General features: G+C 67.8%; 21 protein-coding genes. 11 read left to right on the forward strand and 10 right to left on the reverse strand.

Annotated features, from left to right (window positions below):
- Window positions 1–73: 73 nt before the first annotated feature.
- A complete protein-coding gene (locus F3087_RS03625; protein ID WP_150400308.1) occupies window positions 74–1,174 on the reverse strand; it encodes an inositol-3-phosphate synthase in 1,101 nt (366 codons plus the stop codon).
- A complete protein-coding gene (locus tag F3087_RS03630; protein ID WP_150400309.1) occupies window positions 1,167–1,724 on the reverse strand; it encodes a PadR family transcriptional regulator in 558 nt (185 codons plus the stop codon). Before F3087_RS03630 ends, F3087_RS03625 begins: the two co-directional genes overlap by 8 nt.
- Window positions 1,725–1,894: 170 nt before the next feature.
- On the opposite strand from F3087_RS03630, the gene F3087_RS03635 reads away from it, so the two are divergent.
- From F3087_RS03635 to F3087_RS03650, 3 genes are all read left to right on the forward strand, one after another.
- Window positions 1,895–2,305, forward strand: coding sequence for a DUF5318 domain-containing protein (locus tag F3087_RS03635; RefSeq protein WP_191093751.1), 411 nt, complete (start codon window positions 1,895–1,897; stop codon window positions 2,303–2,305).
- Window positions 2,306–2,987: 682 nt separating this feature from the next.
- Window positions 2,988–5,138, forward strand: a complete 2,151-nt coding sequence (locus tag F3087_RS03645; RefSeq protein WP_150400885.1) for a transglycosylase domain-containing protein — start codon at window positions 2,988–2,990, stop codon at window positions 5,136–5,138.
- A gap of 82 nt (window positions 5,139–5,220) precedes the next feature.
- The gene (locus tag F3087_RS03650) at window positions 5,221–6,966 is read left to right on the forward strand and encodes a glycosyltransferase family 87 protein (protein WP_396897526.1); all 1,746 of its coding nucleotides are present in this window, start codon (window positions 5,221–5,223) and stop codon (window positions 6,964–6,966) included.
- Here the strand turns inward: F3087_RS03650 and F3087_RS03655 are convergent.
- Together F3087_RS03655 and F3087_RS03660 are read right to left on the reverse strand one after the other, a co-directional pair.
- Window positions 6,948–8,576 carry a TerD family protein gene (locus tag F3087_RS03655; protein ID WP_150400310.1) on the reverse strand — a complete coding sequence of 543 codons (1,629 nt, stop codon included), beginning with the start codon at window positions 8,574–8,576 and terminating at the stop codon, window positions 6,948–6,950. The two genes, F3087_RS03650 and F3087_RS03655, sit on opposite strands and share 19 nt — an antisense overlap.
- 31 nt (window positions 8,577–8,607) lie before the next feature.
- Window positions 8,608–9,999: a TerD family protein gene (locus F3087_RS03660; RefSeq protein WP_150400311.1), complete on the reverse strand. Its 1,392-nt coding sequence runs from the start codon at window positions 9,997–9,999 to the stop codon at window positions 8,608–8,610.
- Between the two features lie 182 nt (window positions 10,000–10,181).
- On the opposite strand from F3087_RS03660, the gene F3087_RS03665 reads away from it, so the two are divergent.
- From F3087_RS03665 to F3087_RS03680, 4 genes are all read left to right on the forward strand, one after another.
- Window positions 10,182–10,805, forward strand: coding sequence for an AIM24 family protein (locus F3087_RS03665; RefSeq protein WP_150400887.1), 624 nt, complete (start codon window positions 10,182–10,184; stop codon window positions 10,803–10,805).
- A 10-nt stretch (window positions 10,806–10,815) separates the two neighbouring features.
- A complete protein-coding gene (locus tag F3087_RS03670; RefSeq protein WP_150400312.1) occupies window positions 10,816–11,517 on the forward strand; it encodes an AIM24 family protein in 702 nt (233 codons plus the stop codon).
- A 2-nt stretch (window positions 11,518–11,519) separates the two neighbouring features.
- On the forward strand, window positions 11,520–12,284 hold the full coding sequence (locus F3087_RS03675) for an AIM24 family protein (protein WP_150400888.1): 765 nt from the start codon (window positions 11,520–11,522) through the stop codon (window positions 12,282–12,284).
- A 97-nt stretch (window positions 12,285–12,381) separates the two neighbouring features.
- Entirely contained in the window at window positions 12,382–13,107 is a 726-nt protein-coding gene (locus tag F3087_RS03680) for a DUF1453 family protein (protein ID WP_150400313.1), read from the forward strand.
- Between the two features lie 9 nt (window positions 13,108–13,116).
- Here F3087_RS03680 and F3087_RS03685 read toward each other — a convergent pair whose 3' ends face one another.
- Together F3087_RS03685 and F3087_RS03690 are read right to left on the reverse strand one after the other, a co-directional pair.
- Window positions 13,117–14,046, reverse strand: a complete 930-nt coding sequence (locus F3087_RS03685; protein WP_191093752.1) for an NAD-dependent epimerase/dehydratase family protein — start codon at window positions 14,044–14,046, stop codon at window positions 13,117–13,119.
- Entirely contained in the window at window positions 14,043–14,840 is a 798-nt protein-coding gene (locus F3087_RS03690) for an MBL fold metallo-hydrolase (protein WP_150400315.1), read from the reverse strand. The genes F3087_RS03685 and F3087_RS03690 overlap by 4 nt, the downstream gene beginning before the upstream one ends.
- A 46-nt stretch (window positions 14,841–14,886) precedes the next feature.
- Between F3087_RS03690 and F3087_RS03695 the strand changes: the two genes are divergently transcribed.
- Complete coding sequence (locus F3087_RS03695; protein ID WP_150400316.1) at window positions 14,887–15,297, forward strand: MerR family transcriptional regulator; 411 nt, start codon at window positions 14,887–14,889, stop codon at window positions 15,295–15,297.
- An 8-nt stretch (window positions 15,298–15,305) separates the two neighbouring features.
- On the opposite strand, the gene F3087_RS03700 is transcribed toward F3087_RS03695, so the two are convergent.
- From F3087_RS03700 to F3087_RS03715, 4 genes are read right to left on the reverse strand one after another with little or no spacing between them, the layout of a single operon-like run.
- A complete protein-coding gene (locus F3087_RS03700; RefSeq protein WP_150400317.1) occupies window positions 15,306–16,154 on the reverse strand; it encodes an HAD family hydrolase in 849 nt (282 codons plus the stop codon).
- Window positions 16,151–18,640 (reverse strand): phosphoribosyltransferase, encoded by a 2,490-nt coding sequence (locus F3087_RS03705; RefSeq protein WP_150400318.1) that lies wholly within the window; start codon window positions 18,638–18,640, stop codon window positions 16,151–16,153. The genes F3087_RS03700 and F3087_RS03705 overlap by 4 nt, the downstream gene beginning before the upstream one ends.
- Window positions 18,637–19,851, reverse strand: coding sequence for an HpcH/HpaI aldolase/citrate lyase family protein (locus F3087_RS03710; protein WP_191093753.1), 1,215 nt, complete (start codon window positions 19,849–19,851; stop codon window positions 18,637–18,639). The genes F3087_RS03705 and F3087_RS03710 overlap by 4 nt, the downstream gene beginning before the upstream one ends.
- Window positions 19,852–19,864: 13 nt before the next feature.
- Window positions 19,865–21,082 (reverse strand): hypothetical protein, encoded by a 1,218-nt coding sequence (locus F3087_RS03715; protein ID WP_223884794.1) that lies wholly within the window; start codon window positions 21,080–21,082, stop codon window positions 19,865–19,867.
- Window positions 21,083–21,227: 145 nt separating this feature from the next.
- Between F3087_RS03715 and F3087_RS03720 the strand changes: the two genes are divergently transcribed.
- From F3087_RS03720 to F3087_RS03730, 3 genes are all read left to right on the forward strand, one after another.
- Window positions 21,228–21,803 carry a TerD family protein gene (locus F3087_RS03720; protein WP_029900856.1) on the forward strand — a complete coding sequence of 192 codons (576 nt, stop codon included), beginning with the start codon at window positions 21,228–21,230 and terminating at the stop codon, window positions 21,801–21,803.
- A gap of 219 nt (window positions 21,804–22,022) precedes the next feature.
- Complete coding sequence (locus F3087_RS03725) at window positions 22,023–23,123, forward strand: DUF475 domain-containing protein (RefSeq protein ID WP_150400319.1); 1,101 nt, start codon at window positions 22,023–22,025, stop codon at window positions 23,121–23,123.
- A gap of 108 nt (window positions 23,124–23,231) precedes the next feature.
- Complete coding sequence (locus F3087_RS03730; RefSeq protein ID WP_150400320.1) at window positions 23,232–23,855, forward strand: TerD family protein; 624 nt, start codon at window positions 23,232–23,234, stop codon at window positions 23,853–23,855.
- The last annotated feature ends 1 nt before the right edge of the window (window position 23,856 follow it).

Here is a 23,856-nt window from a genome sequence, read left to right on the forward strand (position 1 = left end):
AATGAGCCGGGCCCCACGAATTTTCGTGGGGCCCGGCTCATTTCGCTGGCAGAACTACTTCAGCGCTACCGCGTTACTCGGCGCCGATGATGAACGCTTCCAGCTGGGTGCGGGCGACGTCGTCGGCCAGCTGCTGGGGCGGGGACTTCATCAGGTAGGCCGAGGCCGGGATGACCGGGCCGCCGATGCCGCGGTCCTTGGCGATCTTCGCGGCGCGCACCGCGTCGATGATGATGCCCGCCGAGTTCGGCGAGTCCCACACCTCGAGCTTGTACTCCAGGTTCAGCGGCACGTCGCCGAAGGCGCGGCCCTCGAGCCGGACGTAGGCCCACTTGCGGTCATCGAGCCAGCCGACGTGATCGGACGGGCCGATGTGCACGTCGTTGGCGGTGAGCTCCTTCTTCAGGTTGCTGGTGACAGCCTGGGTCTTGGAGATCTTCTTGGACTCCAGCCGCTCGCGCTCGAGCATGTTCTTGAAGTCCATGTTGCCGCCGACGTTGAGCTGCATGGTGCGGTCGAGCTGCACGCCGCGGTCCTCGAACAGCTTGGCCATGACGCGGTGCGTGATGGTCGCGCCGACCTGGCTCTTGATGTCGTCACCGACGATCGGCACGCCTGCCTTGGTGAACTTCTCCGCCCACACCGGGTCGGAGGCGATGAACACCGGCAGCGCGTTGACGAAGGCGACGTTCGCGTCGATGGCGCACTGGGCGTAGAACTTGTCCGCCTCCTCCGAGCCCACCGGCAGGTAGGAGACGAGGACGTCGACGTCGTTGTCCTTCAGCACCTTGACCACGTCGACCGGCTCGGCCTCGGACAGGTCGATCGTCTCGGCGTAGTACTTGCCGATGCCGTCGAGCGTCGGACCACGCTGCACGACAACGTCGCTCGGCGGCACGTCGGAGATCTTGATGGTGTTGTTCTCGCTGGCGAAGATGGCCTCGGCGAGGTCGAAGCCGACCTTCTTCGCGTCGACGTCGAACGCGGCGACGAACTTCACGTCCCGGACGTGGTACTTGCCGAACTTGACGTGCATGAGCCCGGGCACGGTCGCGGTCTCGTCCGCGTCCTTGTAGTACTGCACACCCTGGACCAGCGAGGAAGCGCAGTTGCCCACACCTACGATGGCGACGCGAACTTCTGTGGCGTTGTCAGCCTTCTTGTCATCACTCATGGCCGATATTTCCCTCTTTCTGTGGTGCCGCCTTCGTCGATTGCTCCGCCGCAATCAACTCGTTGAGCCAGCGCACTTCGCGCTCGCTTGATTCGAGTCCGAGCTGGTGGAGCTGCCGGGTGTAGCGATCGAGCGACCCGCTGGCCTTCTTGATCGCCTCCCGGAGTCCTTCTCGGCGCTCCTCGACCTGGCGTCGCCTGCCCTCCAGAATCCGCATCCGCGCGGCGGCGGGGGTGCGGCTGAAGAAGGCGAGGTGAACGCCGAAGCCGTCGTCGGTGTAGTTCTGCGGTCCGGTGTCGGCGAGCAGTTCGCTGAACCGTTCGCGTCCTGCCGGAGTCAGTTGGTAGACGCGGCGGGCTCGGCGCGTGACCACGCCCGCCGGGATCTCCTCGGCGATCAGCCCGTCCGACTGCATGCGGCGCAGCGTCGGATAGAGCGATCCGTAGGAGAAGGCCCGAAACGCGCCGAGCAGGCCGGTCAGCCGCTTGCGCAGCTCGTAGCCGTGCATGGGCGATTCGAGGAGCAGCCCGAGGATTGCCAGCTCGAGCACCGGGCTTCACCTCCCTGACGATGTACAGACCTTACCGATGGATGCGACTCCAAACTATATCGGACCGATATAACCGTGCACAGTCCTGGTCGATATAAAGACCGATCTACCGGGTGCCTGATACCCCTGAGCCAGGGCGGCCCTTCGGCAACACCGCTACTCTGGTTCTCGTGCGAATCCAGCGGCAGGTGGTCGACTACGCCCTTCGGCGTCGGTCGTTGCTGGCTGACGTGTATGCGGGCCGCGTCGATGTCGCCTCGGTATGTGATGCGAATCCCTACCTGCTGCGTGCGGCGAAGTTCCACGGTCGGGGGAGCGAGGTCACATGCCCGATCTGCCGGAAAGAACAGCTCACGCTTGTATCTTGGGTCTACGGCGACGGTCTCGGGCCGGTGGCGGGTTCGGCCCGCACTCCGGAGGAGCTGACCCGCCTCGCCGAGACTCGTGAGGAGTTCTCGGTCCATGTCGTCGAGGTATGCCGCAGCTGCAGCTGGAATCATCTGGTGCAGTCCTACGTCCTCGGTACCACGCCGGCGCCAACACGGCGCCGCACCGGGACCCGGCGCACCGCAGCCGAATGAAGTGCCTGGTCATCTGCCCGTCGGATGACTCGCGGAGCCAACACGTGTCCGCTGCGGTCGAGATGACCGCCCCGAGCCATCCGCAACGTTACGAGTTATGGAGATCTTGTCAGTGAATTCGCCCTACGAGACTTCCCCCTACGGCGATGAACCGCATGGCGGCCGTCCTCCACGGAGTTCACAGCCTGGTCCCAATCCGTATCAGAATCCCCGTCCCGGGCCGCCGCCACCGCCTGGCGCCCGGCCGCCCGGCCCGCCGCCGGCCCAGCGCCCCGCTCCTTACCCGGGCGAGCTGCGCGGCCCGCAGCCGCAACGTCGTCCCGGACCGCCCCCGCCGCCGCACCAGCGGCCGCCGCAGGGCCGGCCCAACCCCGCACCGCCGCCCGGCGCGCAGGCGACCCAGAAGATCGAACGCAACTCGCTGAGCGACGTGGTCGCCGACCGCGGCCGGCGCGGCGGTCCGCCCACCGGGCCGCGCCCGAGCGCCGAACGCGCCCGCCGCGTCGGCGATCCCGGCAACGGCACCGGCGAACGCAGGCAGACCGCGGGTGGCCCGCCGTCCGGCCCGCCCCCGCGGCGCAACGGCGGCAGCGGCGGCGACGGTTCCGGCCCGGGCAAGCGCAAGCCCGGCGCGAAGAAGAAATCGCCGTGGCGGATCGTGCGCCGGGTCATCTACGTGCTGATGGCCATGGCCATCCTGATTCCCAGCGGCGTCTTCCTGATCGCGTACACGACTGTTTCGGTACCCAAGCCCGGTGACCTCAAAACCAATCAGGTGGCCACCATCCTGGCCGCCGACGGCGAGACCGTGGTCAGCAAAGTCGTTCCGCCGGAAGGCAACCGGACCGACGTCACGATCGAGCAGATCCCGGCGCACGTGCGCAACGCGGTGATCGCGGCCGAGGACCGGGACTTCTACTCCAACCCCGGCTTCTCCATCTCCGGCTTCGCCCGCGCCGCCCGCGACAACGTGCTCGGCAAGGAAAGCGCCGGCGGTGGTTCCACGATCACCCAGCAGTACGTGAAGAACGCGCTGGTCGGTGACGAACGCTCGCTCACCCGAAAGATGCGCGAGCTGGTCATCTCGGCCAAGATGGCGCGCCAGTGGAGCAAGGACGAGATCCTCACCGCGTACCTGAACACCATCTACTTCGGTCGTGGCGCCTATGGCATCGACGCCGCCGCCAAGGCCTACTTCGGCAAGCCGGTGACCGAACTGACCGCCGCCGAGGGCGCGGTGCTCGCCGCGACCATCCAGCAGCCGTCCGGCCTGGACCCGGAAAAGAACCCCGAGGGTGCGAAGACCCGCTGGAACTACGTGCTCGACGGCATGGTCGCCGGCGGCAATCTGCCCGCGGCCGAGCGGCAGGGCATGCAGTACCCGCAGGTGGTTCCGGTGTCGACGGCCTCCAAGGACAAGACCCTGGACTCCGGTCCGGAGGGCCTGATCAAGACCCAGGTGCTCAAGGAGCTCTCCGCCGAGGGCATCAGCGAGCAGCAGATGAACACCGCGGGCCTGTCGATCACCACGACCATCGATCCGAAGGCGCAGAAGGCCGCCGTGGACGCCGCGCAGAAGAAAATGCAGGGCGAGCCGGAGAAGCTGCGCGCCGCGGTCGTCTCGGTCAATCCGAAGACCGGTGGCGTGGTCGCCTACTACGGCGGTGACGACGGCCAGGGCTGGGACTACGCGAACGCCGGATTGCAGCCGGGCTCCTCGTTCAAGGTGTTCGGCCTCGCGGCGAATCTCGAACAGGGCGTTCCGCTTTCGCAGCTCTACGACAGCTCGCCGCTCACGGTCAACGGCATCAAGATCACCAACGTCGAAGGTGAAGGCTGCGGCATGTGCACCATCGCCGAGGCGCTGAAGCGGTCGCTGAACACCAGCTTCTACCGGATGCAGATCGATATGGGCAACGGCCCCAAGAAGATCGCGGACATGGCACACAAGCTCGGCATCCCGGACAACATTCCCGGCGTCGGCCCGTCGCTGACCGAGGAAGACGGCAGTGGCCCGAACAACGGCATCGTGCTCGGCCAGTACCAGTCCCGTCCGCTCGACATGGCCTCTGCCTATGCCACTTTGGCGTCCTCAGGCATCTATCACAAACCGCACTTCGTGCAAAAGGTCGTCGCCGCAGACGGCTCGGTGCTGCTGGATCGTGGTGAGGTCGCCGGCGAGAAGCGGGTCGACGCCGCGGTGGCCGATAACGTCACCGACGCGATGAAGCCGATCGCGGCGTGGTCGCGCAACCACAATCTGGCGGGCGGCCGCGACTCGGCCACCAAGACCGGCACCGCCCAGCTCGGCGAAACCGGGGAGAACAAGGACGCCTGGATGGTCGGCTACACGCCGTCGCTGTCCACCGCGGTGTGGGTGGGCGCGGTCGACAGCACCGCGCTGCGCAACTACCAGGGCGGCATGATCTACGGTTCCGGCCTGCCGTCGGATATCTGGAAGGCCACCATGGACGGTGCGCTGGAGGGGACGAAGAACGAGACGTTCCCGAAGCCCGCACCGATCAAGGGCCAGGCGGGCGTGCCCGCGTGGTCGGCTCCGTTCACCCCGCCGTCGACCACCGACGCACCGGCGCCGCTGATCCCGCCGATCATGCTCCCGCCGCAGATCGACACCCCGTTCGGCCCGATCCAGATCCCGGGCGGGCAGCCGCGGCCGCAGGCACAGCAGCAACCGCAACAGCAGCAACCGCGCGAAGAGGGCCCGACGCCGCTGCCCGGCCAGCCGATGGCGACCGAGTCGCCGACCTCCGGCACGCCACGGCCCGGCCAGGCGGAGAGCACCGGCGCCCCACCGACCACGCGCAGCAGATAGTCCGAGCGCGGCGTCCCTGCCCAGCCGAGTGGGGACGACGCGATCCGAGCCCATAGCCGAACTCAAGGTAGCGTCGGGTGCCGTGACCGATCAGGAACTGGTGGACCAGCGAACGAACGGGAGCGTGCCGCAAGCGGGTGGGGCGTCTTCCGGTGGCGCGTACTACGTCGCCCCCGGCCCGCTCGCGCCGGATCTGCGGTCGGCCGACGCGCGAGATCGGCCCAGCCGCAACGATTCACTGACCGCGCAGCTGTCCACGGTGATCGGCGGGCCGGTCGGTGAGCACGCGCTGATCGGCCGGGTGCGGTTCTGGACGCCGATGCGGGTGCTGCTCGCGTTCACCGTGGTTTTCCTCGCGTTCGGCTGGTTCGGCAAGGCGGGCTGCATTCAGCAGACCACCACCGCGGACGGCTCGCTCACGCTGGACTGGAACAACGGCCGCCAGTACGTGGCGATGTGTTATTCGGACACGGTCCCGCTCTACGGCGCGGAGCGGTTGAACGAGGGCGCGTTTCCGTACAAGAAGGACTGGACCGAGCAGACCGCGGACGGCGGCCGGGAAACCCGGTACATGGAATACCCGGTGTTATCCGGTCTGTACCAATACCTTTCGATGCGCATCGCCAAGGCCTGGGATGCCGCGCCGCTGCCCGGCGCGCTGCAGGTGGTGATCTATTTCAACGTCGTCGCGTTCGGACTCGCGCTGGCCTGGCTGGTCACCGTTTGGGCGAGCGCGCAGCTGGCCGGTCGCCGGGTGTGGGACGCGGCGCTGGTCGCCTGCTCGCCGCTGGTGATCGTGCACATCTTCACCAATTTCGACGCCCTGGCCACGGCTTTGGCCGCGACCGGCCTGCTCGCCTGGGCGCGCCGACGACCCGTGCTGGCCGGTCTGCTGCTCGGTCTCGGCGGCGCCGCCAAGCTGTATCCGCTGCTGCTGCTCGGCCCGATCGTGGTGCTGTGCCTGCGCGCGGATCCGATGCAGCGGATGCCGAGCACTCAGCTCGGGCTGCGGCTGCGCGATATCAACAGCTGGCCCACCGCGCTGGACTGGATACGCGAAACCCCTTACCGCGTGCACCTGCTCAGCACCCGGCCGCTCGGCGCGGCGGCGGTCACCGTCTCGGCCGCGCTCGGCACCTGGATCGCGGTGAATCTGCCGATCGCCGCGCTCTATCCGGACGGGTGGCGGGAATTCTTCCGGCTCAACACCTCCCGGCACGCCGACCCGGACTCGCTGTACAACGTGATCACCTCGTTCACCGGCTGGCCCGGCTTCGACGGAGTGCTCACCCACGAGCAGCCGCCGGTCATCCTGAACGCGGTGTCGCTGCTGGCGTTCGTGCTCGCGTGCGCGGTGATCGGCTACATCGCGCTCACCGCGCCGCAACGTCCCCGGCTCGCGCAGCTGTGCTTCCTGGTGATCGCCGCGTTCCTGCTGACCAACAAGGTGTGGAGCCCGCAGTATTCGCTGTGGCTGGTGCCGATCGCCGTGCTCGCGCTGCCGCACCGGCGAATCCTGTTGGCCTGGATGACGATCGACGCACTGGTCTGGGCGCCACGGATGTTCTACTACCTCGGCCTGGACAAGAAGGGCCTGCCCGAGCAATGGTTCACCGGCGCCGTGGTGCTGCGCGACCTCGCGGTGATCGCGTTGTGCGCCTTGATCGTCCGGCAGATCTACCGGCCCGGCGAGGACCTGGTGCGGCGCGACTACGTCGACGATCCGATCGGCGGCATCGTCGATCGGGCGCCGGATCCGTTGCTGGCGTGGCTGCCCGAGTTCTTGCGGCCCCGGGTGGCGCCGGCCGCTCAGTGGGTGCGCAGGTAACGCGCGAGCAGCGCGGGCTCCTGGGGCAGCAGGTCCAGGTCCAGCTGCCACGGGCTGCCGGTCCACGGATCGAACAGCGGTGTCCCGTCGACCGTCGGCAGGTGCCTGCACGACTGGGACAGCATGGCCACCGTGGTGTCGGTGGAGTCGGATTCGTCGCTGCCGATGATCACCGTCGACAGCCCGATCAGATCGCCCCGCATGATCAGCGAGCCGATCCGCTGCGCGTCCGAACTCTGGTAGCCGTGCGGGAAATCCGCCGCGACCAGGATCCGGTGCTCCTTGGGCGGGCTGCCCATGCCGCTGGTGAAGGCCAGCTCCGCCAGCTCGGCGGCCTGGACCAACGCCTGCAACCGCTCGGAGATCTCGCCGTGATCGGTGATCGGCGGACCGTTCAACACCGGTGCGAGCAGCCCGGTGAAACCGCTGAACGCGCCGGTCAGATCGATGATGTCGACCAACGTCCGCCGACCAGGCGTCGAGGTGAGCAGCCGCGCGAGCAGCGCCCCCACCACCGGAGCCACCGCGCGCGTGGATTCGGTATCTATCCACAGCGGCCGATTCAACGGCACCGGAACGCAATACGGCACGCGCAACGTCCCGCGTTCGCGGGCGTACAGCTCGCCCAGCCGGATGCCGTCGCTCGGGGTGATCGGCTTGTCCCAGACCGGCGAGTCCCAGGACGCCAGCGCGGGCGGCAACATCAGGTCGGCATCGGCGAGCTCGCGCACGAGCTGCGCGCTGTCGCGCTCGTGGTTGCGCTCCGCGGTGGCGATCAGCTCGTCGTTGCGTTGCTGCGCGGCCCGGCGCGCGGCGTCGGCGGCCGGGGTGTTGCGGGTCGCGGGATCGGAAACCGCAGCGGACAATTCGTGATCGAGCCGCTTGGCCGCGTAGTCCCGGGCCGAGACCAGCGCGGCCGCCGACCGCGCGGCGTCCTCGAAAATCATCCATAGGCGTTCCAGCCCGTGCCCGACCTCGATCGGCGCCGCGCCGGCCGAGCGGGCCTCGCCGGCCATCGGCCCGGACATGGTGTGCACGCCGGGGCCCGGCGGTTGGGTACCGATCGGCTGGGCCACGTCGCCGGTCTGCGCGGCCGAACCGGTCTGCGCCGCGGGGTCCGCCGGATCGTCCTCGACCTCGACGCCGTGCGCGGTGAGCAGCACGCCGAGTCCGCCGGAGTAGCCCTGCCCGACGGCGCGTAGCCGCCAGTCACCGCCGCGGCGGTACACCTCCAGGCAGATCAGCGCCGCCTCGCCCGAGGACGGCGTGATCACGAATTCCGCTGCCGCCTCGTCGTTTTCGGACAGGGTCGCGGTGACCGTGCCGAGCCCACCGGGCCGGCCCGGCACCGCCGGATCGGCACTGACCACCAGCAGCACCGATTTCGCGTCGCCACGCACCTCGGCCAGCGTGATGGTCACCTGGTCCCCGTCCAGCCGCACGCCCTGCGCGCTCGGCTGGTTGTAGAAGACGAAATCGTCCGGGCTGAACACCTTGAGGTTCTCCGCCACGACGAGCGCCGAAACATCCAGCGCCGCCTCGGCTTTCGCCCCGAATCGGACGACTCCACCGGCCAGTGGCGTGTTCTGGCCGGGCTTGAGTTGAATCACGTTGTCTGCCTTGCTGTTCGCGCCACCTCGATCAGTGCTGCAAGAACCGGCCGAGGTGGGGCACCGCCTCGCCGGGGTGCTTGGCCGCGAAGCCCTCGCCGATCGCCTGCAGCTTCCAGTCGCCGCCGACCCGGAACACCTTGGCCATCGCCATCGCGGTGAACGGCATGCCACCGGCCAGCGTGTACCGGGCCAGTTCGGCATTGTTGGTGCCGTCGACCAAGCGGCAGAACGCATTCTGGATCTGCTCGAAGGTGTGTCCCTTGTACGAGGTCACGATGAACACCAGCGTGCTCACGTGCGCGGGGATGCGGGTCAGATCGACCAGGATCACCTCGTCGTCGCCCTCGCCCTCGCCGGTGAGGTTGTCGCCCTGGTGCCGGATCGAGCCGTCCTTCGAGGTCAGCTGGCCGTAATAGGCGACGTCCACCGGGTTGTTGTCGGCGAACATGACCACCGACGCGTCGAGATCCACGTCGACGGTGCGGTTGCCGAACATGCCGCGGTTCTTCACCGGATCCCAGCCGAGACCCATCTTGACGAAGGTCAGCGCGGCGCCGCCCTCCTTGCGCAGGGTGACCCGCTGGCCCTTGACCAGGCTGACCGGGCGGTCCTTGCTGAGGCTGACCTCGGCGGGCGGCTGCTGCGGCGGGGGCGGCTGTCCGGCCGGCGGGTAACCGCCCTGCGGGGGCGGCGGGTAGCCGCCGGGTCCGGGCGGCGGCGGGTAACCCGGGCCGGGCGGCGGGTAGCCGGGTCCGGGCGGCGGGTAGCCACCGGTCGGCGCGGCCTGCTGCGCCGGGTACGCGGGCGTGGTCGGCGGCGGGTAGTTCGGCGCGGGCTGCGTCGGGTAGGCCGGGGCCTGCTGGGGCGGCGGAGGCGGCGGCGCGGCCTGCGGTGCGGGCGCGGCCTGGGCGGGCGAGTCGTCGACGGTCACGCCGTGGTCGGTGACCAGAGCGGCGAAACCGCCCGCGTAGCCCTGCCCGACGGCGCGCACCTTCCAGCTGCCCTGGCGGCGGTAGAGCTCCAGCGCGATGACGATCGACTCGGTGCTCAAGCCCTCGATCTGGTACTCGTACAACCGGTTTCCGGTCGCGTCGGACACGATCGCGGTGGGCGCGGGGAACCGGCCGAAGTTGCTGCTCGCGTCGTCCAGCGTGATCACCGCGCGGATCTGCGCGATATCGGCGGGCACCGCGTTCAACGACACCGCAAGCGAGGCGGGTTGCCCGGCGGGTGCGGGCTGTAGGTTGACCCCTGGTCCGCTCGGCTGGTTGAAGAAGACGAAGTCCGCGTCGGTACGGACCTTGCCCTGCTCGGTGACCAATAGTGCGGACAGATCCGCGGGCGCCGTGAGCTGGATGGAGACCACCACGTCGTTCGTGGCCAGCGGACCGTTTTGGCCCTTGGCGAGTGTTGCGGACAAGTTAGACCCTTCGCTTGTCGGTGCGTTCGAATGCCACTCTACGAGAAACGCTCGGGTGACGGTTCCGGTAAACGAGCCGATGATCCCGACAGTTGCCGGGGCGATCGGTTAATGTGTCGGCACGCAGTTGGAATGTGGCGATTTTCCATGTTCCCGATCGAGACAGCAGGCAGAACACCCTCATGGCGCAACTGTTCGAACAATCCAAGAAGGTGATCGAGGCGCATCTCGCCGGGACCAGCCTTCGCGCGATTTCCGGCTCGATGATCGCCTACGAAGGCAACGTCCAGTTCAAGGCGGCCGGTTTCGGCGGCGGGGACGGTGTGCTCGCCGGGCTCAAACGCCGCGCCACCGGCGAGAAACTCGCGCTGATGGAATGCTCCGGCAACGGCCGGGTCTTCTTCGCGGTGAACGGGCAGCACGTCACCGTGGTCAACCTGAACAACGAAACGTTGCAGGTCGAATCGCAGCAGTTGCTCGCGTTCGCCGGGAACCTGCGCACCGATGTGCGGTTCGCCGGTCTGCGCGGCGCGTCGACCGGCGCCGGCCTGTTCACCACCACGGTGACCGGGCAGGGCCAGGTCGCGCTGCTGTCGGCGGGCGGGCCGCTGATCCACCTCGAGGTGTCGCCGCAGTACCCGCTGGTGGTCGACCCGGACGCGTTCGTCGCGGCCCGCGGCAACCTCAATCAGTCCTTCGTCACCGACGTGTCCTGGCGCACGTTCGTCGGTCAGGACGCGGGCGAGGCGTTCTCGCTGCGCTGGGACGGCCAGGGCGTGGTACTGATCCAGCCGGCGGAACGGTAAGGGCGAGCGGATGTTCGAGAAAGTCAACGGCAAGGTCGTCAAGGTCAATGTCGGCATGGCGGGTGGCGTGGCCGCCCGCACCGGCGCGATGCTGTTCTATACCGGCGACGTTTCCTTTGCGCCGCACCAGATTCCGGGCGGCCAGGGGATGGGCGGCGGTGGCGGGCTGATGCGGATGGCCGGGCGCATGATGGCGGGCGAGCACGAGCGCACCATGCTCGCCCAGGGCAACGGCGAAGTGCATTACGGATACGCGGGACTGGAGGTCCACGTGGTCCAGATGCAGCCCGGCGCGGTGCTGCGGGTCGAGGCGTCGCGGCTGCTGGCCAATACCGCAGGCTTGCAGAGTTCCATTGTCTCGGTGATGAGTTCGGGCGGCGGGGGTGGCGGTGGCGGCGGCATCATGGGCGCGTTGCGCGGGGCCGCGACCGGCGCGCTGACCGGCCAGGGCATGTTCACCACGCAGCTGTCCGGGCAGGGCGCGGCGGTGCTGCTCGCGCACGGCGGATTCCTGGAACTGCAAGTGGGCGGCCCGAATCCGATCGTGGTCGACCCGCAGGCGTTCGTCGCCGCGTACGGCAATGTGCAGACCGAACTCAAAACCGCGCTCAGTTGGCGCGACGCGGTAGGGCGCGGCTCCGGCGAGGCCATGCAATTGCATTGTGTCGGACAGGGAGTCGTGTACGTGCAGGCCTCGGAAGAGAAGTTGTGACCATGCCGGAAATCCTGAACCCGATGAATCTCGGCGAGAGCGACAATCTTCCGGGAAACAGCTACGCCTACTGCATCGACCTGAACAAGCCGTGGTTCATGCGCAAGGGCGCGATGATCGCCTACTACGGCGACATGCGATTCCAGATGCTCACCCACGGCCTGCAGGGCGGGCTGTTGCACATGGTGTCGCAACAGTTCTCCGCCCCGCTGTTCACCGGCGACTACGTGGTGGCCGAGGGGCACGGCAAGCTGATCATCGGCGACCGCGGCTACGACATCAATTCCTATGACCTCGAGGACAACGGCAACCTCACCATCCGTGCGGCCAACCTGCTGGCCTTCGAGCCCGGCCTGTCGCTGAACCAGTCGATCGTGCCCGGCTTCCTCACCCTGATCGGCACCGGCAAGTTCCTCGCCTCCTCCAACGGCCCGGTCATGTTCGCCGAGCCGCCGCTGCGGGTGGACCCGGAGGCCCTGGTCGGCTGGGCCGACTGCCCCTCCCCCAGTCACCATTACGACCAGCGCTGGGTCTCCAGCTTCCTGGCCGCCGGCGCGGCGCGGTTCGGCGTGAACTCCGGCGAGGAACGCCAATTCGACTTCACCGGCGCGGGCACCGTGCTGATCCAGTCCAGCGAGAAGGTGCTCAGCGACGCCATGCTGGTGCGCACCATCGAGGGCCAGATCCAGAGCGGCATCACCCCGGGCGGGCTGCAACGCCTGCAAGCCATCATCACCCAGCAACTGGGCGGGCAGCAGGGGTACTGAGGACCTCGAATCATCCTTCGGGTCCTTCGTTCGACGGACTCAGGGGCGGTAGCGGCGGCGTTAGCTTTCCCGGCAGGACTTCTTGCTGGGAGGCATCATGAGTGTCGGATTGATGTTCGCGATCATCGTCGGGGCGATCGTGTTGATCGTGAAGCGGTTCATGGGGGAACCGGTTGATGCGCGGGATACATTTCTGACGCCGTTGATCCTGGTGGGGATCGGCGTGTACAGCGTGACCAAGGTCGATGATCTCAGTGCGATCGATATCGTCTGGCTGGTCATCGGCGGCGTGGTCGGCATCGCGTTCGGTGCGGTGCGCGGGACGACCACGGTGCTGTTCGATCGCGACGGGCATCTGTGGCAGCGCTATACGGTGAAAACCCTTGTCGTCTGGGCAACTTCGATCGTGGTGGGGTTCGGGATCAGTCTGCTCGGCCACACCATGGGGATGCATCACGATGCCAAGCCGATCACGTTGTCGATCGGCATCGGCATGCTCGGTGAGATGCTCACCCTGGGGCTGCGGGCGATCTCGACCGGTGTCCCGTTCGCGCCGGACAAGAAGGCGGCCGCGGCGCGGGCCAAAGCGTATGGCCAACGCGGAGAGGATAATTCGTATCTCGATCGGTTTCTCAACAACCTAGGGCATCCGGGGACCGCGCAGCCGCGCGACGGCTATGGACATACCGACCCGGCCCCGCGCGACCGGCCCGATCGAGACCAGTACCTGCGCAAGCCCGCCGAGCAGCCGAGGATCGATCGATCGCCGAGCCTGCGCGACGGCATCGACTGGCTCAATCAACTCCGCGACCGCAGGCCGTGAACCAGCTGATCAAGGAATCGATCGCGCCGACCATCCATCGCGCAGAATCGTCGCGATATCGGAACTTTTTGCTTCCCAATGCAATTCACGGCGCGCCAAGCCGCTGTCGCTGACCGAACGCGGCGGCTCCGCCACTGCGGGCAGGTGCTCGACGGGGATCGCACGGCCGGTCATTCGAACGGCCTCGGCAACGAGTTCAATGACGCTGGTGCCAGTTCCGCTGCCGATGTTGTACCGGGCACATTCCCCCGGACGTGGTAGGTGTGCGAGCGCTGCCACGAAAGCTGCTGCCGCATCATCGATATGCAAGTAATCGCGAACCGCGCTGCCGTCACCATTGATCGCCAAACACGGACTGTCCCCAGCCGCCACCGCGAGAATCCGCGGCACAATCCTGGTCGGGTCCGGATCGGCGCCACCCGCGATATTGAACAGCCGCAAGACAACCGCGGCCAACCGCCCGGTCGCCGCCTGCGCGGCGATCACCGATTCGGCGGCCTGCTTGCTCACCGCATACGGATGCGGCGGACGATCCGGCAACTCCTCCGGCATCGGCTGCCGCTCCGGCGTGCCATAGATCGACGCCGTGGACGCGAAGACCAGCTTGCCCACCTCCGCCGCGGCCATCGCCCGCAGCAGCGAAACCGTCCCACCCACATTGACCTCGAAGAACCGCAGCGGATCACCGAACGATTCCCGAACCCGCGTGCGCCCCGCCAAATGGCACACCGCATCGACCCCGTAGAGCGCCACGCTCACCGCCTCGGCGTCGAGCAGGTCAGCGACCCGAACCGGCACCCCATCCGGCACCCGCGTCCGCCCGCGATGCACCAGCCCGACCACCTCATGACCCCCGGCTCGGAGCGCCTCGACGACAACACCGCCGAGATACCCGTTCGCCCCCGTCACCAGTACCCGCATCCGAGCATTGTCGGTCACCGGTAGCGGTCGAACTCCCACGGATCATGCGCACTGAACACCGCGACCTGGTCGCCGTGGTCGCGAACCAGTTCGCGCAGGCGCGCCTGGGTGCCGAGGCGCAAGTCGTGGTGGACCTCCGAGGTGGTCTGCACGATGTCCATGATCGGGTGTGGATGATGATGGTGTTCCAGTTCCCGGTGGTAGTAGTAGGCGTCACCGCTGTGCAGCAGCCAGCGATCACCGTCGCGCACCGCCACTCCGGTGTGCCCCGCGGTGTGGCCACCGAGCGGGATCAGCTTGAAGTCCTCCGGCAGGCCCTGCAGCGGAGTCGAGGTGAATCCGAACCAGTCCTCGCCGGCCTCGGGCGTGTAGGTGACCCAGTGCGGGTTGTGCGCCCAATGTGCTTCGCGGTAGCGGAAACTCGGCGCCTCGGCGACCGCCGCCTCGAGCTCTGCGGCGAGGACATGCACCGCGGCCTGTGGGAAGTCGGGCAGACCACCACAGTGATCTACGTCCAAGTGGGTGAGGATGATGTGGCGGACGTCCGCCGGTGCATAGCCGAGGCGCGCTACCTGGCGGATGGCCGTCTCGTCCTCGTCGAGCAGCGGCTGCGCCATGGCGACCCAGTCCGCGCCGAGCGTGCCGTCCGGGTCGCGGACATCGCCGAGCCCCATCCCGGTTTCGACGAGAACCAGTCCGGCCGAATCGGTTTCGACCAGCAGGCAGTGGTTGACCGCCGACGCCGGCGCAGGCCCCGGGTAGGTGGCTTCGATCTGCCGCACGGACCCGCAATTGAGGTGGTGAATGTTCATGCCGAGTAGTCTTCAACTTGAAGCGCGCTTCAAGTCAAGGAGAACAATGACCGATACCCTGCTGGACATCGCCGAGGTGGCCGAGGAGTCCGGGCTCGCGCCATCGGCCCTGCGGTTCTACGAAAAGCGCGGTCTGATCACCCCGGCGGGTCGCAACGGCCTGCGCCGCACCTTCCGTCCCGATGTGCTCGGGCGCTTGGCCTTGGTCGCCTGCGCCCGCGGCGCCGGTTTCACCATCGCCGAAATCGCCGGATTCCTCCGCGCCACCCCCAGCGATACCGAACTCCGTGCCGGAATGGCCCGCAAGGCTACGGAACTCGACGAAGACATCGCCCGCCTCACCCGCATGCGCGACAGCCTCCGGCACGCCTCGACCTGCACCCATGAGCCCCTGGTCGAATGCCCGGACTTCAAGGCGACGTTCAAAGGCCCTGCACCTCAGCCGATCCGGACGTGAAGGCCGAACTAGTCGGCGGCCTCGGGTGAGCCCTTGATGAACCAGTTGATGATTTCCTCGCCGGCCAGGATGCCGGTGGCGCGGGTGATGGTGAGGTTGGGGTGGGTCCAGTTGAGGTGTTCGAGTTCGCCGTGGCGGGGGCGGATGGCGTAGTCGGCGCTGCGCAGCATCTCGGCGTCCAGGGCGCCGTCGCCGGCCGCGAAAGTTTGTGCCTCGGTGGCGAGTTCGCCGGAGTCGAGCAGGCGGCGGCGGACCTCGGCGACCGCGTGGCTCTTGCAGACGACGTCGGGCATCGAGTAGATCTTGCGGCCCTGCTGGGAGGCGGACCAGCCGCGGACCCGGCACCAGGCGTCCCATTCGGCCAGGAAGCCGTCCGGGACCTCTTTGGGACGGACGACGAGATAGCAGAACAGGTCGTCGGCCTCGCGGAACTTGGTCACCCACGAATCGTCGACGCGGGAGCGGAGTTCGGCGGTGACCTCGGAGAGGGTCGCCCCGCCCGCGCGGACCTTGGCGTCGATGTCGATGCGCCAGCGCAGATCCGGCACGCCGTCCACCAGGATGTTGCCGCCGTTGCTGGTGATGGCGTAACGCCATGGGGCGCCGGGCAATTGGATGCGGTTGAACTGTTTGATGGTCCGCGTGGTGGTCGGGATGACCGCGGCGGGCTGGGTGAGGGTCTGCATGCGCAGCGCCGCGGCCGTGGTCATGAACGACAGCGGCGCGCCTTCGAGGTGTTCCACGCAGACCGTCGGCACGTCGGTGTTGGCGCTGAACGCGTTGCGCGAGTAGATCATTGTTCGATCCAGGTCGGTGGCGACCAGCGTGTGTCTTCGTAGCCTGCGTAGGTCCATCATGTCTGCTGCACGTCCTTGATCAGTCCCATACACGAGTAGGCCAGGTCGGGCACGACCTCGACCGGCACGCCGCGGGCCGCGGCGAGCAGCCGGATATGCGCGTGTTCGGGCGCCTCGGCCTCCCGGACCAGCACCAGCCACGGCATCCGCCGCAGCAGCACCCGGGTGGTCTCGCCGACCCCGGGCTTCACGAAATTCACGCTGGCGATGCCGTATTCGGCACGCACCTGCTCGACCGACGCCCAACCGGTCCAGGTCGGCGTGCGGTCGCTGTCCCGAACGGCCGCCACCTCCGCGGGCACCCGATCGCGCACCGCCGCGAACGCGGCACTCACGGTGTCGAGCAGCCGGAGCGAGACATCGTCGTCGGCGAGTTCGCGATAGAACTTGGCCCCGTGGAACTCGCCGGGCCCGATCAACGTGTCGTTCAGCACGGTGCGCGAAACCAGGCCGGACACGGTGGAATTCAGGCAGGCCGAGGCGATGAGGAAGTCGTCGCGCGTGCCATAGGTGCGCACGCAGTGGCCGGGATCGGCGAGCACGGCGAGCTCACCGTTGAACCGGGCGCCGCCGGCCGCGTGATAGGCGTCGAGGGCGTCGGTGAGCTCGTGCGTGATGGCGCCCTTGCCGGTCCAGCCGTCCACGAACACGATCGAGCTCGGATCATGATGCCGCGCAAGGTAATCGAGAGCGACGGCATCGATGCCGCGGTCCCGCACGATCGACACCGCGTAGTGCGGCACGTCGAGGCTCGGCTGTCCGGGACCGCGCCCGGACTGCAGCCACCGCCGCATGAGCACGCCGATCGGCGTGCCCGCCCGCGCCAGCGACACCAGCACGATGTCGTCGCCGCGTTCGGCGACAACGAGTTCCGCGACCGTAGCCACCGCCAGCGCCAACCGCTCGGCGCTGTCGGCGAGCACCTCGTCGAACAGCGAGCGATACGCGGCGTCGGGCTGGTACTCGATCGGCAGCGACTCCGCGTAATGCGCGACACCGGACTGGATGCGCCGTTCCCGGACGGCCACGTCGGCCTCCAGGTCGACGTCGGACAGGTCTTTGAGCAGCCAGGAAACCTCTTCGGCCGCATACGATCCGAACTCGGGACCGTGCAGCGGTTCGGGCAGCGTGGTCGCGCTGCGCTCGGCGTGCAGCTTGCGCGGATCGGCGCCGGGAAGCACCGCGACCAGCACATCCGCGCCGGAGGCGGTCAGCACGTCCACGAGCCCACCGTCCGCGACGAGTTCGTCGGTGTCGGCCGGCGGATCGATGACGACGACCAGGACCGGATCGACCGCGGCGGGCTGAACCGCCTCGTCCGGCTGACCGGAGAACTCCGCCGACCAGTGCGCGTTGTACAGGTAGCGCGGCGCTTCCTGCCCGGATTCCGGTGCGGTGAACCGGAATCCACGACGCAGCGGATACCCGGGTTCATCGAGCACATAGGCCGGCGACCGCGTGGTGGTCTGGTACCGGGTAGGCGTACCGGAATCGGCCAGCTCCGCCGCCAGCCGCAGCGGCAGATACATCAGTTCCTCGTGCGCGAGCACGATCACGGGCCGACCCGCGAACTCCGTTTCGAGGCGCTTCCGCAGCGCGTCGTTCGCCGCACCGACGGCCGCGTCGAACGCGGTGAAATCCGAACGCAGCACTCCGTGCCTGCCGCCTTCCGGCACCGCGGCCGGCCACGGCAGATCGATCCGCGTGAACGAACCACGCTGTGCGGCAACCGGATTCAAGGCAGGTTCGGGAAGCCCCGCAACGGCGTCCACCAGTCCGTCCGGCAGCACAGTGTGCCCCGAGGCCAAGCAGACGGTGTCGATGCTCGCCCCCAACTCCGCCGCCGCCTGCTCGAAGGCGATCCGATCCGCCTCCAGCCGCATGTCCACCAGCGAGGCCAGCACGTAATGCGAGCGCGGCGAGAACGCGTGCAACGCCCGAATAGCGTCGAGCGCGGTTGCGCCGGTGGAGATCTCGTCGTCGACCAGCACCAGCGGCAGCTCGTTGACGAAGATGTCGGCGGGCATGGGTTGCAGCTGATGCGAGGTGGCGTGCGAGTGCCCCTCCTCGAATCCGGTCAGCGTTTCCGCCGCGTCGACATCGCGCCGCGTCGAATGCAGATAGCCGACCGCGTCGATCCGCGCCGCGACGCAATGCCCGAGACCCGTGGCGGTTTCGGCGAACCCGAGCACCAGCGCCTCACGGCCACCGAGCACCTCACGCACCAGATCGCCGAGCCGATTGCCGCCGTCTAGCACGACTCGGGGATCGGTCGGCAGGTGTTTACCGAGCACGGTGGACACCAGCAGATGCACCCGCTTCGGATTACGCCGCAGCCCGGGCTGAATCAGCTCCGCGATGGCCAGCTCCGCGGGCAGCACACTGCCCGGTTGAGCCACGCCGTAGGACTCTTCATGCTGTAGCCGAAGACCGAGATTTTTTGTTGCCCAAGGAATTCCGACAACATCGAGCGCGGCGCCGCTCATACCGTCACCAACGCCGTCAGCAGATCCACGAACGAAACTCCCTTGTTGGCCACCCCGAACACCCGCGCCCGCAGTAGCGTCTGCCGCGCCCAACTACGGTGCGGCCGCATCTCGTTCATCTTGTTCCGATAGCCCGACGCCGCGACCCCGCCGACATCCACCTGCAGGATGTCCAGCGCATCCGAGTACTCCTCGTGCGTCACCACCGACAGCGCGTGCACCGCCGCCACATGCGACGGATGGATCACCGTCTTGCCCTGGATCCCGTTCGCCCGATCGAGGGTGATCTCGCGCAACAGCCCGTCCAGGTCCCGGCTCACCAGGTACTGCCGGAACGGCACGGCGTCGGACTCCTCGAACGGCGCGGTGCGCAGTAACGGCCGGAACATCCGCTCGTGATCGGCGAAGTACTCCCAGACCGGCCCGGTGATCACGAAACCGGTGCCGTCCGCACGCCCGAGGTAGTTCACGATGTCGGCGATGACATCGGCGACCACCCGCACGTCGTAAATGGTCAGGTCGCGGTCGCGCCGGATGCCGAAGGTCGAGCACATGTCGGTCGCGCCGACCCGCACCGCGAGCACCCGCTCCCGATGCTCGGACAGCAACTCCGCGATCTGGGTCAGCTCCTGATCCCGGGTCTGCCGGTGCACCAGCCCCGCCGATTCGAGCACCGGCATCCCGTAGATCGGCCGGTCCAGCCGCCGCACCGCCGCGTTCAGCGCGTTCAGGTACTTCGGTCCGGTCGTGCTGTCGAACTTCGGGAAGACGAACCCGGTCAGCACCGAGGCGCCCGCGCCCAATTGCTCCACGATCTCGGTGATCGTGTCCGCGTCGCGCACCCGGACGAACAGCAGCGGGTTCGAATCACCATTGGCGGCAAGCAGATTCAGTGTTTCCACGGTCTGCCGCTTGGCGAATTCGACCTCGTGATCGGCGACCGCGTCCTCCAGATCGATCACCATCGAGCACACCCCGCGCTCGGCGCGTTTGCTGATGGTCAGCGCCAGGTCCGGCCGGGTGGCCGGCGCGTACAGCGTCGCGCCCAGCCCGACAGCCAGTAACTCTCGATCGGTGTAGTCGTCGCCGAACGGCTCCGGCGCCCGATGAAACAAATTCCGTGCCTCGGGGCCGTGCAGCTGCCGGAAGTGGCGCAGCGGCATTCGCTTCCGCAGGGAAACTTCCCGCTGGACGGCGATGCCTGCGGTCATCGTTATCCCACCCTCATTCTCGTCGTGGTCCTGCTTGTTTTCTCATGCGATCCACCACCCCGGCGATGAAGTCGGTGATGGTATCCAGCTCGGCCACGTAGGCCCAGTAGTCGGGGTGCCGCCCCGTCAGTGTTTCGCTGATTCGATCGATCCGTGCGGCCTGCGCGTCCAGCACAGAGCCCCATTCGGTGACGAGCCCGCGACTCACCGCGAGCATTTGGGCGTCCCGCAGCCGAAATCGTACGGCCTTGGCTTTCTCTTGCGGGTCGGACCTGACCTCGCGCAACGTGGCGAGCCGTTTGGTGACGGCGTCGACCTGGTGCTCGGCCTCCGTGAGATACCCGCGGGCGGATGTGGTCAGATCAAGTGCAATCTCCGGGTTGTTCTCCGCCGCTGCCGCACGCGCGCGGCCAAGGGCCGCATCCGCGGCGTCGATGGCTCGCTGACTTTCCCGCTCATTGTCAGCTAAATCCGCGGAACTCGCAGCGTTGAATTCGCGCAGCAACCCCGAGTAGGCCGGGGCGAGCCCCTCGGCCCTGGTGCGCACCGCGGCCAGCCGGGTGCTCACCGAGGAGATCGCGGTCTTCGCCGCGTCGGCCCGAGATGGGGCCTGCGCCAACGCATCCGCCAGCCGCTTGGTCGCCGCCTCCAGCCGGTTCGCGCCCTCCCGGACCACCGCCGCCGACGCGCCCGGACCCGCGGCCTCCAGTGTGATGAGAGCCTCATCCACGGCCGCGGCGTGTTCGCGCACCGAGGGGTAGTTCGCGTACGCGGACTCGGCCGCCTGCCCGCGCACCCCCGCGGCCGCGACCTTCACCTGCTGGGCCAGTTGCGGCACGGTACCGAGGACCGCGACCGCGTTCTCCAGTTGCCCCTGGTTGCCGCGATAGAACTCGTCGACCGCGCGGGCCGCGTCGGTCAACTGTCTGGTCACCGCCTCGGCCTGCTGCGGTCCCTGCGGCATCGGGGTCGCGTCGCGTTCGACCTGCTCGAGCTGCTCGGTCAGCGCCACATACGCCCCCGCGGCGTCGTAGCAACGACTCCGCACCGGCTCCCACGCGGCCGCCATCCGGCGGTCCGGGAACACCTGCTCGGCCGCGTGCACCGCCGCCTCGGCCGCGCTCTGGCGCTGGTCCATATCGAGGAACGCCGAGGCCAGCGACTGTCGCGCCGCGACGATCCATTCGTTGTTCCCGGCGGACCGGAACCATCCACGCCTACGACCTACCACGCCCCGATCTTAGAGATCTCCCGTGTTCACCGGGGGTTCTGCGGGTTCCTACGCAAGTTCGCGGAAACCTACTACTGTCGTAAGGCGTACCCGGCGATTCGGACATGCTGGGAACCAATGACGGACTATTGAAAGGGAATCCCGCATGGGTGTCAGTTTGTCCAAGGGCGGCAATGTCTCGCTGACCAAGGCGGCGCCTAACCTCACCAACGTCGCAGTCGGCCTAGGGTGGGATGTGCGGACCACCACCGGTACCGACTTCGACCTGGATGCCAGCGCGATCGCGACCGGCGCGGACAAGAAGGTGCTGTCGGACCAGCACTTCGTGTTCTTCAACAACCTGAAGTCGCCGGAAGGCGCGATCGAGCACGCGGGTGACAACACCACCGGCGAGGGCGAGGGCGACGACGAGGTCATCAACGTCGACCTGGCCAACACCCCGCCGACCATCGAGAGCATCTTCTTCCCGGTCTCGATCTACGACGCCGAGACCCGGCAGCAGTCGTTCGGCCAGGTGCGCAACGCCTACATCCGCGTGGTCGACCGCAGCAACAACAACGAGCTCGCCCGCTACGACCTCACCGAGGACGCCTCGACCGAAACCGCCATGGTGTTCGGCGAGCTGTACCGCAACGGGGCCGAGTGGAAGTTCCGCGCGATCGGCCAGGGCTACGCCTCCGGGCTCGCCGGTATCGCCCGCGACTACGGCGTGAACGTCTAAGGAACACTTCGAGGTTCGGAGGGGGCCCGGCAACGGGCCCCCTCGTCATGCGCCCGGGCAGCCCGGGAAGACTCCAGATCGCCCGCCGCCGCGGCGGGCGACACCGTTGGACATCCGGCGGTCCAGCGGCCACGCTGGTAACAGCGGCGTCAGAACAGTTTCATCAAACTAGCGCTCGGACGGGTCTACGTCCGGCCGACGCAAACGAAAGGTCCCCGCGTGGTCCTGCGTATTTTCGGCATGTCAATCATCGTGACGGTGCTGTCGCTCGCCGCCGCGCTGCTCTACGGAGGACCGACCGCGCTGGCGCTGGCCGCGATCCTCGGCATCCTCGAAGTGTCGTTGTCCTTCGACAATGCCGTCATCAACGCGACGGTGCTGGAGCGGATGAGCGCGTTCTGGCAGCGCATCTTCCTCACCATCGGCGTGCTGATCGCCGTGTTCGGCATGCGCCTGGTGTTCCCGCTGGCGATCGTCTGGGTCACCGCCGGGCTGAACCCGGTGAAGGCCTTCGATCTGGCGCTCAACCCGCCCGCCGACGGCGCCGCGAACTTCCCCAACGGTGACCCGAGCTACGAGACCCTGCTCACCGACGCGCACCCGCAGATCGCCGCGTTCGGCGGCATGTTCCTGCTGCTGCTGTTCTTGAACTTCATCTTCGAAGAGCGCGACATCACCTGGCTGTCCTGGCTGGAGCGCCCGCTGGGCAAGCTGGGCAAGCTCGACATGCTCTCGGTGGTCGTCGCGGCGGTCGGGCTGGTGCTCACCGCGGAGCTGATCGCCGCCGACGACAAGCGCGCCACCGTCCTGATCGCCGGCCTGCTCGGCATGATCACCTACATCGTGGTGGACGGTCTCGGCTCGATGTTCCACACCGAGGAGCACTCCGGCGACGGTCCCTCGGAGCTGGTCAAGGCGACGGGTAAGGCCGGGTTCTTCCTGTTCCTCTACCTCGAGGTGCTCGACGCGTCGTTCTCCTTCGACGGCGTGATCGGCGCGTTCGCGGTCACCTCCGACCCGATCATCATCGCCCTCGGCCTCGGCCTGATCGGCGCCATGTTCGTCCGCTCGATCACCGTCTACCTGGTGCGCAAGGGCACGCTCTCGGAGTACGTCTACCTCGAGCACGGCGCGCACTGGGCGATCGGCGCGCTGGCGGTCATCCTGTTCGTCTCGATCGGCGTGCACATCAGCGAGCTGATCACCGGCCTGGTCGGTGTCGCGTTCATCGGCGCGGCGTTCATCACCAGCGTGCTGCGCAACCGGCGCGAAGACGACGAAAAAGTGGACAGCGAACGAGAGCCGACCCCGGTAGGCTGATTTTCGGCAAGCAAGCCGAATACTCGTGCGGCAGCGGCCACTCCCTTGCGGAGCCCGCTGCCGTTTCCATATCTGTGTCACGCACACTGCCCGAGGGGGATCACGCCGATGGCGAACGACACCAACGCCGGTGGGGTCAACCTGTCGAAGGTGACCCTGTCGAAGGCGACCCCGAGCATCAACCTCACCAAACCCGGTGAGCAGCAGGGGACCATGCGGGTCAACCTGAACTGGTCCACCGGTTCGAAGGGTTTCTTCCGCCGGTCCAAGCCGGTCGATCTCGACCTCGGCTGCCTCTACGAACTGGCCGACGGCACCAAGGGCGTGGTGCAGGCGGTGGGCAACAACTTCGGCGCGCTCGATGCCGCGCCGTTCATCCAGCTCGACGGCGACGACCGCAGCGGCACCGCGGCCGGCGGCGAGAACATGCACATCAATCTCGCGCGGCCCGAGCTGTTCCGGCGCGTGCTGATCTTCGCCTTCATCTACGAGGGCGTGCCGAACTGGGCCGCCGCCGACGGTGTGGTCACGCTGTTCCCGACCGCGGGGCCGCAGATCGAGGTCCGGCTCGACTCCCCGGTGGACGGCGCCCGGTCCTGTGCGATCGCGCTGTTGCAGAACCAGGGCGCGGGCATCACCGTGCACCGGGAAGTGCACTACATCAACGGTGCGCAGAAGGAGATCGACGAGGCGTACCGCTGGGGCATGAACTGGCACAGCGCCCGTAAGTAGC

It is taken from the genome of Nocardia colli, from assembly GCF_008704205.1.
In the GTDB taxonomy this organism is placed as follows: Bacteria; Actinomycetota; Actinomycetes; order Mycobacteriales; family Mycobacteriaceae; genus Nocardia; species Nocardia colli.